This window comes from Megasphaera massiliensis (assembly GCF_036305205.1).
GTDB classification, from domain to species: Bacteria; Bacillota; Negativicutes; order Veillonellales; family Megasphaeraceae; genus Megasphaera; species Megasphaera massiliensis.
The window spans coordinates 1-13,390 of the sequence record NZ_JAXIXE010000001.1 but is presented as its reverse complement, the minus strand read 5'-3'; the positions used below and the strand labels follow the sequence as shown (position 1 = coordinate 13,390).

General features: G+C 50.8%; 15 protein-coding genes. 13 read left to right on the top strand and 2 right to left on the bottom strand.

Translation table 11 applies throughout. From position 1 onward, the window contains the following. The first annotated feature begins 51 nt into the window (after positions 1-51). From UCI88_RS00075 to UCI88_RS00055, 5 genes are all read left to right on the top strand, one after another. On the top strand, positions 52-1,080 hold the full coding sequence (locus tag UCI88_RS00075) for an S-layer homology domain-containing protein (protein WP_044504976.1): 1,029 nt from the start codon (positions 52-54) through the stop codon (positions 1,078-1,080). Positions 1,081-1,095: 15 nt separating this feature from the next. Beyond that, positions 1,096-2,295, top strand: a complete 1,200-nt coding sequence (locus tag UCI88_RS00070; RefSeq protein WP_044504974.1) for an S-layer homology domain-containing protein — start codon at positions 1,096-1,098, stop codon at positions 2,293-2,295. A 244-nt stretch (positions 2,296-2,539) separates the two neighbouring features. Next, complete coding sequence (locus UCI88_RS00065) at positions 2,540-4,717, top strand: LPO_1073/Vpar_1526 family protein (RefSeq protein ID WP_256180249.1); 2,178 nt, start codon at positions 2,540-2,542, stop codon at positions 4,715-4,717. An 11-nt stretch (positions 4,718-4,728) separates the two neighbouring features. Beyond that, positions 4,729-5,604: a UTP--glucose-1-phosphate uridylyltransferase GalU gene (galU, locus tag UCI88_RS00060; protein ID WP_044504971.1), complete on the top strand. Its 876-nt coding sequence runs from the start codon at positions 4,729-4,731 to the stop codon at positions 5,602-5,604. 138 nt (positions 5,605-5,742) lie between these two features. Beyond that, a complete protein-coding gene (locus UCI88_RS00055) occupies positions 5,743-6,159 on the top strand; it encodes a SoxR reducing system RseC family protein (protein WP_044504970.1) in 417 nt (138 codons plus the stop codon). Between the two features lie 78 nt (positions 6,160-6,237). Here the strand turns inward: UCI88_RS00055 and UCI88_RS00050 are convergent, their stop codons facing one another. Then, positions 6,238-7,263, bottom strand: coding sequence for a hypothetical protein (locus UCI88_RS00050; protein ID WP_256180250.1), 1,026 nt, complete (start codon positions 7,261-7,263; stop codon positions 6,238-6,240). A gap of 195 nt (positions 7,264-7,458) precedes the next feature. Here UCI88_RS00050 and UCI88_RS00045 point away from each other — a divergent pair, with 195 nt between their 5' ends. From UCI88_RS00045 to rpmF, 3 genes are read left to right on the top strand one after another with little or no spacing between them, the layout of a single operon-like run. Continuing rightward, entirely contained in the window at positions 7,459-9,120 is a 1,662-nt protein-coding gene (locus UCI88_RS00045; protein ID WP_256180251.1) for a nucleoside kinase, read from the top strand. 35 nt (positions 9,121-9,155) lie between these two features. Then, positions 9,156-9,662, top strand: coding sequence for a YceD family protein (locus UCI88_RS00040; RefSeq protein WP_044504967.1), 507 nt, complete (start codon positions 9,156-9,158; stop codon positions 9,660-9,662). Positions 9,663-9,698: 36 nt separating this feature from the next. Next, positions 9,699-9,884 carry a 50S ribosomal protein L32 gene (gene rpmF / locus UCI88_RS00035; protein WP_044504966.1) on the top strand — a complete coding sequence of 62 codons (186 nt, stop codon included), beginning with the start codon at positions 9,699-9,701 and terminating at the stop codon, positions 9,882-9,884. Between the two features lie 119 nt (positions 9,885-10,003). Here rpmF and UCI88_RS00030 read toward each other — a convergent pair whose 3' ends face one another. Continuing rightward, positions 10,004-10,909, bottom strand: a complete 906-nt coding sequence (locus UCI88_RS00030) for a LysR family transcriptional regulator (protein WP_256180252.1) — start codon at positions 10,907-10,909, stop codon at positions 10,004-10,006. A gap of 509 nt (positions 10,910-11,418) precedes the next feature. Here UCI88_RS00030 and UCI88_RS00025 point away from each other — a divergent pair. The 5 genes from UCI88_RS00025 to UCI88_RS00005 form a co-directional block, all read left to right on the top strand. After that, on the top strand, positions 11,419-11,622 hold the full coding sequence (locus UCI88_RS00025) for a hypothetical protein (RefSeq protein ID WP_044504964.1): 204 nt from the start codon (positions 11,419-11,421) through the stop codon (positions 11,620-11,622). Between the two features lie 2 nt (positions 11,623-11,624). After that, positions 11,625-12,125 carry a flavodoxin gene (locus tag UCI88_RS00020; RefSeq protein WP_256180253.1) on the top strand — a complete coding sequence of 167 codons (501 nt, stop codon included), beginning with the start codon at positions 11,625-11,627 and terminating at the stop codon, positions 12,123-12,125. A gap of 12 nt (positions 12,126-12,137) precedes the next feature. Continuing rightward, on the top strand, positions 12,138-12,557 hold the full coding sequence (locus UCI88_RS00015) for a cupin domain-containing protein (RefSeq protein ID WP_044504960.1): 420 nt from the start codon (positions 12,138-12,140) through the stop codon (positions 12,555-12,557). A gap of 11 nt (positions 12,558-12,568) precedes the next feature. Next, a complete protein-coding gene (locus UCI88_RS00010; RefSeq protein WP_225069006.1) occupies positions 12,569-13,018 on the top strand; it encodes a carboxymuconolactone decarboxylase family protein in 450 nt (149 codons plus the stop codon). Positions 13,019-13,197: 179 nt separating this feature from the next. Continuing rightward, the coding region (locus UCI88_RS00005; protein WP_330023849.1) for a hypothetical protein at positions 13,198-13,390 on the top strand (193 nt) is incomplete at its 3' end.

The following is a 13,390-nucleotide window of genomic DNA, read 5'->3' as shown; positions in this document are numbered from 1 at the left end:
CCATGTTATCGATGTAGCCCTTACGACAATATAGATAGGAGCGAATGAATCATGAAAAAGTACAAAAAATTAGTAGTACTGACGGCCTTGACCGCAGCTCTCAGCACGTCGGCTTTTGCTGCCGGCACGGGTATTACCGATATCCGTAATTATTGGGGTAAAGATGCGATTCAGTATTTTTATGACAACCATTATGTCAGCGCTGCCAACGGCCAGTTCCGTCCGAACGACGATATTACCCGTGAAGAAGCCGCCTCTGTCATCGACAATATGATCGGCAAGGAATCGACGGTGAAGACGACGAAATTCAGTGACGTCAAAGGACGCTGGTCCGAACGAGCCATTGCATCCCTCGTTGACAAACAGATCATGAACGGCTACAGCAACGGTACCTTTAAGCCGCAGCAGCGGATCACTCGTGAAGAATTTGCCGTCATTGCCTATAACTATATGACTTATCAGGGTATGACCACTGTTGAAGGTGCGGCTCCTTTTGCCGATGAAGCCAAGATTTCGACGTGGGCTCGCCAGGCCGTCCATGCCTTGGCTGCTGCCGGCTATATGAAGGGCGGCAATTACAACATGTTCAACCCGAAACAGTACGTCACCCGCGGTGAAGCGGTCAACGTCTTGTACCGCATCATGACTGGCGTCAAAGTGACCAACCAGAGCCAGGACGGTTTGGAAGCTAAGGCCTTTACCAATATTAAAGACGTCTACGGTTCGGTCAAAGCTTTTGCCAACGACGGCATCATGTACTGGCAGGGCGACAAACTCCACATCGGTGTAAAAGATGTCAAGAACCGCCAGAAATTAGCCGATGCCATTGCCGATGATAAGGATATTCCTGCTGAATCGGTCTATGTCCAGAAGTCGACGTACAGCTACAATGACTATAAGAACATTATGGCCCAGGCCGAAAAGATTTATCGCGCTACGGAATCGACGGATGCTGCAGTCACGACGGCACCGGATTACCTTAATGAAAAAGTTATCCTCACCGTTCCTTCCATTTCGAAAGAAACGCAGAACAACCTCAATAAAGCGCTGGGGAGTGCCCTTCGTATCGTCATTCAGTAAGCTAGGAGGTCTCTCATGGTACGACATAAAATCGCTGCCTTCTTGGCAGCTGCGATGCTCCTTTCGGCAAGCCCGGCTTTCGCCGATGCTCCGTACACCGATTTGGGGAGTATGGCCGACCGCCAGGCCGTCGATTACTTGTATGATACGCAGTGCCTGACTTTTATTACGGGAAACTCCTTTGAGCCCAACCGGGTCCTGACCCGCGGTGAATTAGCTCAGCTCCTGTATAATGTTGCCGGAAACATCCCCTTAGTTCAGCCGGGAGCGCCGGCGTTAAAAGATGTTTCCCAAGGGACAGCCGGTGATGCTATGAATGCCGTTGCGGCTCAAGGTATTTTGACGGGCTATCAGGACGGAAACTTCCAGCCTGAAGCGCCGGTAAGCCGTGAAGAGTTCGCTGACGTCATTTACCGTTACCTGCAGTATAGCCGCATGGCCGATCCGGATCAGGAAGTGATGCCTTATGCCGACGAAGCGCAGGTGTCTCCGGCTTATGCGCAAGCTGTCGCCATCCTTCACAGCAAGAATATCATGGTGCCGGCCGACGGCTATTTCCGACCCAAAGAAGGGATGACCCGAGCCGATGCGGCCCAGGTATTTTATCGGTTCATGCATTCTGACGGCGACTATACGTCTCACGTGCAGATTGAAACCCAGGTGATGAAGGCCATCAATGCCGAATACGGTTCGGTCCTGGCTTATTTCCAAAGAGGGACGATGTACTGGGATAACGATGTCTTAGTTCTCGGCATCAAAGGCAGCCCGAGCAAGTACTTAACGAAACGGATTAAGGACGATGTGTCGAAGCCTGAAGCCGTTCAAATCCGCCGCGTTTCCTTGAGCCACGCCGATTACAGCCAGCTCATGAACCGGGCCATTCATACCATCGTCGATAAGGAAGGCGTCCAAAACTACGTCGGTGCTGTACCGGACTACGTCCATGAACAGATCGTCGTTACCGTTCGTCATCCTGTAAGTAAGGACACGCTGGCTGAACTTTCCAGCCGCGTCGGTGCCGGCCGGGTTCGCTTAGAAACGATGGTCCCTGCCGGACAGACGTCTGTCGTCCAGGTTCCCGGCGTCGACGCTTCGAATGAAACGGCGAAGGCTGAACCGTCCGGACAGACTGTGAACCGGAGATTGTATGCAGCCGCCCTTGACGACACGACCTCGTCGGCGGTGACATCGGTCCAGAACGACGCTATGAACTAAAGATTTCAACAGTATCGAAGGTGCTGATTGACGGCATCTGACGGCGCTGTCTATGAGGCAGTGCCGTTTTTCTTTCTTTATTTTTGGCCCCTTGGCGTCATAGTTCGGTGCGGGTGAGGATAAAGAAATGGTTTATTGTCTATTTATGCAATGTTTTGAATTAAAGTCCAATATATAGTAGCTCAGGCAAGCATCTTATGCTACAATGGGTACAGAAGTTTGATGAAATAGAGGAGAGGATGACATGACAAACTTTTTGCCGTACGCTATTATAGCGGGTATCGCAATCGTCTTTTTTGTAATTTGTTATATTTTGTATTCCAGTGGGGAAAAATCCGAGAGTAGTCCCCAAACGGAGACCCAGAACGGGAAGACGAAGACGCGGACTCGCTACGACGGCGGACCACAGCCGCGGAAGGTCCAGCACCGCCGGCCGGCAACAGTTAAACATGCCAGACAACTGCCGAACGTGGCAGTCGAAGAAGATACAGAACCCTTGCCACAGGTTCCGAAAATGACCCTTGGGGAGCGGCGGGAACACCCGGAAGAAACGGCTTTTGTCACGACGAAAGGCGAAGCGGTCCGCCACAATGGAAAAATCGTCTATCGAGAAGCCTCTGTGCCCGTACGGAGAGGCCCCAATGCCGACAGCGTCGATGCGACGCAGGTCTTGTCGCGCGATGAAATCCTGGAAGCCATGGAAAAGGTGGACAAGGAAGAAGCGGCAGCCTATAAGGCTCGGGAAGAAGAAGCGAAATTGGCCCGCCAGCGTCAGGAAGAACAGGAAAGAGCAGCACAGGAACAGCAGCTGACTCAGCGTCGAGAACGCCGTGAACGAGCTCGTCATGCCGTCGCTGCAGCCAAGGCCGAAACCGAAAGCCGCGGCAGCCGGAGCCAGTGGTCGGAAGACGTATCCGATACGAAAGAAGAAAAGGCCCCTTTAGCCGATATGGCCGCTGTCGTCTCTGCCGATTTGGCGGAAAAGACTCGCGCCGCAGCCGGCAGTGAACCGGCTGCAGCTAAGGCGGAACCGATGGCCGATGTGAAGGTTGTACCGGCACGGCCTCAAGAAAAAGCTCCGGCGGCCGATAAGGTCGTCGCCGATGAACGCCGTGTTTCTGAGGAAACGCAGGTTCTCCGTAAACCGGATCTGAACATGCCGGCTAAAGAAGGACCTGTCGTCAGTGAAGGCATGAAAGCCGTCGCGTCCCAATTGGAAAAGACCCAGCGCATGGAACCGATCCATATCGACGCTGCGACAACTGCCAAGAAAAACACGCCCGATGAAACGATGGTCATGCCGCCGGTACGGGCTCATAAGTCTCAGGAAAAGGCCAAACCTGTCGTCAAACCGGCTCAGACGTCGTGGGAATCCGGTACATCAGGCCTTGATCTGCGGACGCCGCCGGCTTCCAGTGACTTGCATCGCCCGTCTCTTTGGGAACAGGACAGCACCGTCGAATCGCCCGTCGTCCGCCAGTGCGTATCCCACTTTTTGCGCCAATACGGCGTCGTATCGCCACAGCTTCAGCAGCAGACCGAATACATTACGTCCGCTGCCTTTGACCAGATCGGCTGTAAAACGGATGCCGAACGGCAGCAGGCTATGGCGCCCCTCATCGCTCAGGAAGCTTTGCAGAACGTCCAGAAGGCCTATGCCGCTCACCCCGATGACTACGTAGCCACCATTGCCCTTCAGGCGTTTTACGACATCATTAACGGTTCGCCCATTTCGACGCGCCACCTGGTCGCCATCGATGCCCTGAAGGTCATGCCTTACCTGTCTCAGAGCCATTACCAGATTTTGGCGATCCTCTTATTGTTCCTGTATTCGCGAAACTCTCACAATGTCGACAAAGACTCGTTCTGCCAGTACATTGATAAGTATATCTATCCCTTCCTGGAAGGATTCCCGACGGAACGGCCGTATTATCAGCAGCTCGACTACCTGCACTGCACGGCCTTTGAAGTGAAGGAAACTCACTTTGCAGAAATCCTGTCCGATTCCTATCCGCTTCTGTTCCGCTACCGCGGTTTTACCGAAGAAGAACTGCGCAAGGCCTTAAAGGGCATGCGCCTTTCCGACGAGTTCATCGTTCAGTCCTTTAATTCGCCCTTAGTCAAACTGGCTATGGTCGATGAAAGTATGGCCAAGCGGTTTTTCCGCATGACCGGCCTCACCGACAGGAATATTCAGGATCATATCCTGCGCCTGGCTAAAAAGCGCCCGGCTAATTTCAGCGGCGAAGAAGCCCTGGATATCATGGAAGACATTTCGCCGGTCCTGGCTGACCTCGGTGATATTTGGGACAGCTCGCTTCTGCGCGTATCGACCTTGTCCCTGTTAGGTCTCTACTTGGCCCAAGGATTCGTCAAAGAAATCATTGGCGAAGAATTTGACTTGTCTCGTTGGTTTGAATAAGGAGTTTTAGCGTGAAAAAGATTCGTAAAGCCGTCATCCCCGCCGCCGGTTTTGGTACCCGTTTCTTGCCGGCCACGAAGGCGACACCAAAAGAAATGCTGCCCATCGTCGATAAACCGACGATCCAGTACATCGTGGAAGAAGCCCTGCAGAGCGGTATTGAAGAAATCCTCATTATCAGCGGCCATGCCAAAAGGGCCATTGAGGACCACTTCGATACCAATCCGGGCTTGGAAATGCACCTCGAAGAAGGTCGAAAAACGAAACTGCTCAACATGGTGCGCAGTATTTCGGAAATCAATATCCACTATATCCGGCAGAAACACATGCGCGGATTAGGCGATGCCATTCGCTGTGCCCAATCGTTCATTGCCGATGAACCCTTTGCCATCCTTCTCGGTGATGATGTCGTCTATAACGATACCAACCCGGCCTTGCGGCAGATGATTGATCTTTACAATGAACTCGACTCGACAATTTTAGGATGCCAGGAAGTTCCCCTGCAAAAGGTTTCGTCCTACGGTATCGTCCAAGGGATTCCCGTCGAGGGAAAACCGGTGCTGAAAGTTCAGCAGGTCATTGAAAAGCCGGCTGTGGAAGAAGCGCCGAGCCGGACGGCTGTCTTAGGCCGCTACATCGTAACGCCGGATATTTTCGATATCCTCCGGGACACGAAGCCCGGGAAGGGCGGAGAAATCCAGCTCACCGACGCCTTGCAGACCCTGGCCTGCCAGAAGGCTGTCTATGCCTACTGTTTTGAAGGAAAGCGCTACGATGTGGGCGATAAACTGGGCTTTTTGAAGGCCAATGTCGAATATGCCCTTCGTCGTCCTGATTTAGCAGAACCCTTCCGGAAGTTCCTCTTAGAAACGGCAGAAAATCATTGATCCAAACGGCTGCTGACCTTCTCCTTAGGAGGTTGGCAGTCGCTTTTTGTATTCCTATTTTCTATTTAATGTACACGAAAATAGTATTGATTGAAAAAATAACCCATGCTATAATAAGGTCAGAAAGAAGGGGATTTTATGAAGATTGAAGAAGGGACCATTATCGCTATAAAAGAGGCCGGAAGTGCCGAAATCAAAGTTGGCCGCCATTCCGACTGCATCGCCTGCGGCGCTTGTGACGGGGCTGACAATATTGTCGTTACGGCCGTCGATCCGTTAGGTGTCAAAGTGGGGCAGCACGTTCGCTTTGAATTCCGCGATGTCAATATCGTCATCGGTGCGTTTATCTGTTTTGTCATGCCGCTGCTCGTCTGTGCTGCCGGTGCTTTTGCCGGTCATTTCCTGGCCTTGTCCCAAGGCTTTGATACCGTTCAGACCGCTGTCATCGGCGGTGTCATCGGTTTCATGATCGGCGCTGTCGGCGTAAAACTCTTCGACCGCTCGCTGTCAAAAGAAGAATCGTCTAAGCCGAAAATTATTGAAATCTGCTATTAAGGTCATACTGAAAATCGCCCGACCGATGGAAACATCTTTTTTCCACGGCGGGCGATTTTTTTGTATATCGGTTGTCATTCAGTAGCTTTGCGGTAAGTCATTTTCGACGGCCAGCTCCGTCCCGTCTTTGAGGGTGATGGCCGTGATTTCCAGGATGCTCGTCGTATCGTCGATATTGGCGGAACGGATGAGAGCATACTGCGAAGGAATCAAGGGATTGAGGAGAAACTGACTTTCATAGGTGCTCCTTTCAGCCGACGTTGACAGTCGCAGGGGCGACGTATAGAGGACGGCGTCATCGCTCTTGCGGCGCAGGGTATAGACGGCTTTGATGGCAGCGATCTGTTCTCGGTCCTGATGAAAGACCGGGGTATAACTCAGGCGGAGAAAGGTTTTGTCCTGGTCGGATACGAGTTTGGCTGATACATTTTGAAGGGTCAATAGGGCGTCTATTTTTTGCCGGACCGGTCTATTGTAGGCGTCGAGTTCATGGTTCATGACGGCTTGCAGGTCACTGATAAAGCCCTTGGCATCGGCAAGGCCTGTAATCCGCCAGGTATCGTCCGGCGTCTTTTCCATGGTGACCGTGCAGGGGACGGAGGCGTCGAGCTGCTCGTTGTAGAGGATAAAGGTGACCGTATTGTCATGGCTCCAGTCGGCGGAATCGAGGTGCCATCCAGAAATCGGAATGGAAAGGCCGGCGCTTTTCAAGGTGTTGCGGAGACTGGTGGCGACGGTGTTGTACTGCTCGTTATCGGTGTTTCCCGCCAGGGTCCAGGTAATATACAGGTCGGCTGCGGAGACGAAGGCCGAACGCAGGGGAGAATGGATGACGCTCAGGACCAGGGACTGATCTTCACGGGCCGTCTTATGCAGGATAAGAGCATCAAAAAATTGACCTGTCAAGGCTTCTTGGTCGACATAGCGGCTGAAGGTTTCGACGTCGCCGTCCTGGACGGAGCGGATGATCTGCTTGGCAGCGTAATCGGGCATCTTCACATAAATCTGGCGGTAGGCGCTAAAGGCGGTTATGATACAGCCTGCAAGGATGAGCAAGGCCAGAACTACTTTGCCGTCCCACAGGGTCAGTACTCTTTTTCTCATAGCATATCCTTTCTAGGGCAGGGTAAAACCTTATTTTTTCATTATACCATAGATAGCCCGTCGGAGTTAGCCTCGTCCCTTTTTTCTTGCTCAAAATCTTCTCTTTTGGTAAGCCGGTGGGGTTAAAATGCCAGGAAGTCTCAAATTATGTTATAATGGTAGCATCATCATCGATAGAAAGGGAGGTTGATGCCTGTGATTACCTTACAGGATGTGAAGTCGGGAACTTCTTACCAGGTAAAAGAAGGAACGACGCTGCAGCAGGTTTACGAGGAATATGGCCCGAAAGGCGATATGCCCATTGCCGCTGCCCTCTATAATAATGAATGTGTCGGCCTCAAGACGAAAGTAGATCAAGACGGCGATGTCGACTGGCTGCCGATTAATTCGATGGAAGGCAATCAATGCCTGATACGGACGGCCATCCTGCTCTTGGTCCGCGCCGTCAGCGATCTCTATCCCAATGGCAAGGTGTTGGTCAAGCATGCCTTGCGCAAAGCCTTGTACTGCGAGTTGGAAATCGGCCATACGGTCACCTTCCACGACGTAGAAATGATTAAGACGCGGATGCATGAAATCGTCGACCAGGACGAAGCCATTTCCCAGGTCATTGCCAGTACGGAAACGGCCATGGCCATGTGCCGCAACCGCAATATGGAGCGGGAAGCGGAACTGCTCAAGCACGTCGATGTCACCCATATCCTGGCCTACCAGTGCGGACCGACCTTCGACTACTATATGGGACCGCTCCTTCCCAGCATGGGCTATTTGACCTGCTTTAACCTGCGTCCTTATGCGCCGGGCGTCATTTTGGAAACGCCGACTGTGGGCAATCCCAACGAACTTCCGGAATACAAGGAAATCCCTAAGATGGCCCGCCTCTTTTTGGATGCCGAAGAGTGGGGACGCATCGTCCGCTGCGAATACGTCTACGATTTGAACCACTATATCGAAAACGGGACGATTCAGGACATGGTCGATGTCGCCGAAGCCTTGCAGGAAAAGGAAATGGGCCAGATTGCCGACTATATCGTCAGTCGCCGTCCGAAAATAAAGGTCGTCCTCATCGCCGGTCCCTCGTCGGCCGGGAAGACGACGTTCTGCAAGCGGTTACTGACCCATTTGCGGGTCAACGGCCTGCGGCCCTTGGGAATCTCCCTCGACGACTACTTCTATAATCGGGAAGACACGCCGAAAAATCCTGACGGCAGTTATGATTTTGAATCCCTTCGGGCCATCGACGTCCCCTTATTCAATCAGCAGATCGATGCCCTCAATCAGGGCAAGGCCGTCCGCTTGGCTCGTTTTGACTTCGTCACCGGTAAACGGTACTTTGATGATACGCCGGTTACCCTGGAAGCGGGACAGCCGGTTGTCGTAGAAGGTCTCCACGCCTTAAATGATTCCCTGACCTATATGCTGCCGCGGTATGAAAAGGTAAAGATTTCCTTAGGCGTCCTGACCCAGATTCGGATCAACGACCACAACCGGATTTCTACATCGGATACGCGCATCATCCGGCGCATGGTGCGGGATCAGCAGTTCCGCGACCGCGGTCCCATGGCAACTATGGATATTTGGGCCGACGTCCGCCGCGGAGAAGAACAGAACATCTATCCCTACCAGGAAGATGCCGACAAGATTTTCAATACAGCCCTGCCTTACGAACTGTCCGTCCTGAAACCCTACGCCGAACCCTTGTTGGAATCCATCGAGAAGGACAGTGTTCACTATGCCGAGGCTCAGCGGCTGTTGAAATTCCTTCGTCCCTTTAAAGGTGTCGACGCTTCCGTCGTACCGCGAAACTCCCTGTTGCGGGAATTTATCGGGCCTGAAAAAAGAATTGACAAAGCCTAACCAGATAGATATAATAGTATAGTCGAGGTAGAAATATGAAACTACAAGTCGAAGAAGCACTAAAAGAAGCGGGGAAGTCATTTCCCTTCTCTTTTGAATGTCCGGCTGCCGAACTGGGTGATGTGGACGAATTTCCTTGGAAAGACGCCACCGTAGCTATCGACGGGACGTATGGATTCGATGGCAATCATATCGTTGTACATGGAAACATACGGGTATCCGGCGGCTACACCTGCAGCCGATGCTTGTCACCGGTATTGGTGGATCGGAATGAAACACTGTCTGAAGTCTATGGTACGGAAGCAGGGCTTCCAGAGGACGTATTGCCCTACAATGGGGAATACATCGATTTGACGGAGACAATTAGAGAAACGTTGATCCTCAGCGAGCCTATGAGGGTGTTGTGCCGGCCTGACTGTAAGGGACTTTGTCCGCAGTGCGGTGCAAACCTGAATGACGGACCCTGTAGTTGTCCTACCGACAATATTGACCCGAGACTCGACGTCTTGGCTCAATTATTACGATCCAAAGAAGAGCGCTAGAAATAACGTACCATGTGATCTAAGGAGGTGCAGACCATGGCAGTACCAAAGAACAGATTATCCCAGACTCGTCAGAAGATGCGTCGCGCAAACTGGAAATTGACAGCACCGGGTTTCGTTGAATGCCCGCAGTGCCACGAAGCAATGATGCCTCATCACGTATGCCCGACTTGCGGCTACTATAAAGGCAAACAGGTTGTCAACAACACAACGGCCGAATAAGGTTGTACATAAAAAAGCCGGTTCATGAACATGGATTTCATGAACCGGCTTTTTTGTGTGCTTTTTTGTAGGAAAGAAAGACTGATTCCCTGTGAAATCTGTACTCCCTTTGAGATAGGTCAGGGATTGGCCTTTTTGTATTCATCGACTTGCTTTTTCAGGCATTTTAAAAAGGCTTCGGACGCCCTGGACAGGAGCTGATATTTTTTCCAGGCTACGACACAGGATAAATACCGGGCCGGTTCTAAGGGGACATAGGTGATATCGTTATCCTGTTGCTGATAAAGGCCGGACATGGCCATGGCGTTGGTAAGGCCTCCCTTTATGAGTAAAGAGGCGTTTCCTATGAGGTCAAAAGAGCCGACGATATTCAGATCTTCCTGTTTGAGGGTTCCTCCGGACCAGGATTCAAAGTCAAAGGAGTGTGTCGTTCGGCGTGATGATACGAGAAGGGGCATATCGGCTATGATGTCGGGGGTGATGGTCTTGTAATGGCTCCACGGACTGTCACTTTTGGTAATGATGCCGACTTGGTCCCTTTCAGGAAGGGCGAGGGATTCGAAACCTGACGCATCGAAGGGGTCGATGAATAATCCGAAGTCGATCAAGCCGTGGGACAGTTTTTCTTCGACGATATCGGCATTGCCCGTAAAGAGGTTGCACGTAACCTGCGGGTGCTGGAGGTGAAGGTCCGTAAAGGCATCGGTTAAGAAGTGAGCAATCCGCGTTTCGCCGGCACCGAGGCGGATACAGCCCGTTAAGTCGGTCTGGTCATCGCTGATTTCAGCTTCTGTTTGACGGACGAGAGACAGGATTTCCTCGGCTCGTTGGCGGAGGTGGATGCCATCTTCAGTCAGTTTCGTGTTGCGATTGGTCCGGATGAAGAGCTGCTTGCCTAACTCCTGTTCTAAATCGGCTATTTGACGCGATAAGGTCGGTTGGGTAATGTGCAGGGTGTTGGCCGCTTCGGTCATGTTTTCTTCTCTGGCGACGGCCAGAAAATATTCTAAAGTCCGTATTTCCATAGCTTCCTCCTTGCATATGACATAATGTATTACGATAAGTATACGATTTTTTTAGGGCTTTTGCAATACGATTAGTGAATTCCTAGCTATTGAATATAACACTTTTACATTCCTAACTACTTTTGTTAAGATAAGAGTGCCTCAAGGGAGAGGTGTTCGACACGTCGAGCGATGAATTCGCTTCTGCTGCAGTTCTTAACGGAAGGGATGGGAAGAAAGGAATCCGTCTGAAAATCCTTGGAATACATTTTGAAAATGTCTAGGTATTGAATATAAGACTTTTACATTCCTGACTACTTTTGTTAAGATAAGAGCGTCCCAAGGGACAGGCGTTCGATACGTCGAAATATAAATGCGTGCCTTCTGATTGTTTTTGACGGACAGCACGCTTTGAAATAAGAAACATGCCTGAAGCGTATGTCTGGAAATAAGATATAAGCTTTTTACATTTCAAGGACCATCTGCTAAGATAAGTCCTTGTAAGACGGGCAAGAAGGGAGGCCATGAGGATGGGACCTGAATCATGGAAGAGTTTAGTCGATGTCGGCTGCTCAGCGGAATGCATTGAACAGTATAAAAGATTGACTGACGATGAACAGCGCTTCCTTTACTTGCGTCAGTACCGACGGTGCCTGTTGAATAAGATCCACGACAAGCAGCAGCAGCTGGACCGCCTCGATTACTTACTGCATCAGTTAAAAAAGGGAGGCTGATTATGAGTTTATTAATTGTCTACTATTCTTGGTCGAACGGCAATACGCAAAAGATAGCCGAACAACTTCGACTGGCGACGGGCGCCGATATGGCCCGCATTGAAACGGTAAAGCCTTATGAAGGCGACTATATGGACGTCGTCAATCAGGGCCAGCGCGAAGTGAATCAGGGATATAAACCGGACATCCGCGAGCTGGCGCACGACCCGGCTGACTATGACGTCATCGCCGTCGGAACGCCGACCTGGTGGTACACCATGGCTCCGGCTGTAAAAACCTTTTTGGAAGACAATGATTTTGCGGGTAAGACGGTCATTCCTTTTATGACCAACGGCGGATGGCCGGGACATGTCATCAAGGATATGAAGCAGGCCGCCAAGGGGGCCTCGTTCGGACCCTCTATGGAAGTTCAGTTCGACAGCAGCGGCGGCAGTGACCTGGTAACTGATATTGGAGACGTTGACCGCTGGATAAAAGATATTAAACAGACATATAGTATGTAGGAGGACATGGATATGACATTAGAAGAACTCAAGAAAAATAGCATCTTTGCCGTAGGCGGAGAAAACGTAGATTATGCACAGTACTTTGACGGCATGAGTTACTTGAATATGCTGTCCTTGAAACAAGTCATTGTCGGCAACGTTACCTTTGAACCGGCTTGCCGCAATCATTGGCACATCCATCATGCCTCAGAAGGGGGCGGACAGATGCTGCTGGTAACGGCCGGCCGCGGCTGGTACCAGGAATGGGGCCAACCGGCTCAGGAACTCCATCCCGGCGACGTCGTCAACATTCCGGCCAACGTCAAACACTGGCACGGTGCCGCCAAAGACAGTGCTTTCCAGCACTTGGCCATTGAAGTTCCCGGTAAGGATACGAGTACTGAATGGTGCGAAGCCGTTTCTGAAGCCGATTACAATCAGCTTCCGTAAGGCGGTGCCCTATGGTCATTAAAGGATATATCAAATTGGTTTTGGCTTTGAGCTTTATGCTGCTGGCCGGAACGCTGTTTATGGGAACGGAAGGAGCCTATGCTATGAGCAACGATACACAATCTAAAAAAGCCGTAAAAATCGTACAGACTGCCGGTCGCCAGCGGTTAGGTGATTTTGCCCCCGATTTTGCCCGCTATAATGATGACATCCTTTTCGGAGAAGTCTGGAGTAAGAACGATGTCCTGGCCTTGAAGGAACGGAGCATCGTCACTGTTTCGGCCTTGATCGCTCAGGGCCTTGTCGATTCATCTTTGAAGTTCCATATGGAAACGGCCAAGAAAAATGGCGTGACCAAAGATGAAATGGTTGAAATCATTACCCAGCTCGCTTTTTACAGTGGATGGCCGAAAGCATGGGCCGCATTCTCCTATGCGAAGGAAGTCTACGGAGATCAGTAATGCAAAGCGTTCTTAATTATTAATGACAGCCAGTGGTTGCCATTAATAATTTTAAGAAAAAATATCAAAAATCAATTCATTGTAATATTGATATATCTCGAAATGTGGAGTATAATACAACCATGCTAAAGATTGATTTTGAATTAGTAATGGTTTTTACATAGAAGGAGAAATAAATTATGAAACAAGGAATGTTCAAACAAGTATTATCAGCCATGGTTTTGACCATGTCCCTGGCCGGAGGCGCAGCCTTTGTTTCGGCCGATTCCATCCAGTACAGTGACAATGGCGATTATAAAGCCGCTGTTATCGAAACGGCCCCGGCCTCGACTCCGGTAGTTGCCAGCCGAGTCTACAGTGAACATAACGACC

Excerpts from the sequence above, each read along its gene's own strand:
- UCI88_RS00030 (WP_256180252.1), bottom strand. The coding sequence starts at position 10,909 with ATGGAAATACGGACTTTAGAATATTTTCTGGCCGTCGCCAGAGAAGAA.
- UCI88_RS00050 (WP_256180250.1), bottom strand. The coding sequence starts at position 7,263 with ATGAGAAAAAGAGTACTGACCCTGTGGGACGGCAAAGTAGTTCTGGCC.
- UCI88_RS00020 (WP_256180253.1), top strand. The coding sequence starts at position 11,625 with ATGAGTTTATTAATTGTCTACTATTCTTGGTCGAACGGCAATACGCAA.
- UCI88_RS00025 (WP_044504964.1), top strand. The coding sequence starts at position 11,419 with ATGGGACCTGAATCATGGAAGAGTTTAGTCGATGTCGGCTGCTCAGCG.
- UCI88_RS00040 (WP_044504967.1), top strand. The coding sequence starts at position 9,156 with ATGAAACTACAAGTCGAAGAAGCACTAAAAGAAGCGGGGAAGTCATTT.
- rpmF (WP_044504966.1), top strand. The coding sequence starts at position 9,699 with ATGGCAGTACCAAAGAACAGATTATCCCAGACTCGTCAGAAGATGCGT.
- UCI88_RS00070 (WP_044504974.1), top strand. The coding sequence starts at position 1,096 with ATGGTACGACATAAAATCGCTGCCTTCTTGGCAGCTGCGATGCTCCTT.
- UCI88_RS00075 (WP_044504976.1), top strand. The coding sequence starts at position 52 with ATGAAAAAGTACAAAAAATTAGTAGTACTGACGGCCTTGACCGCAGCT.
- UCI88_RS00010 (WP_225069006.1), top strand. The coding sequence starts at position 12,569 with ATGGTCATTAAAGGATATATCAAATTGGTTTTGGCTTTGAGCTTTATG.
- UCI88_RS00065 (WP_256180249.1), top strand. The coding sequence starts at position 2,540 with ATGACAAACTTTTTGCCGTACGCTATTATAGCGGGTATCGCAATCGTC.
- UCI88_RS00055 (WP_044504970.1), top strand. The coding sequence starts at position 5,743 with ATGAAGATTGAAGAAGGGACCATTATCGCTATAAAAGAGGCCGGAAGT.
- UCI88_RS00015 (WP_044504960.1), top strand. The coding sequence starts at position 12,138 with ATGACATTAGAAGAACTCAAGAAAAATAGCATCTTTGCCGTAGGCGGA.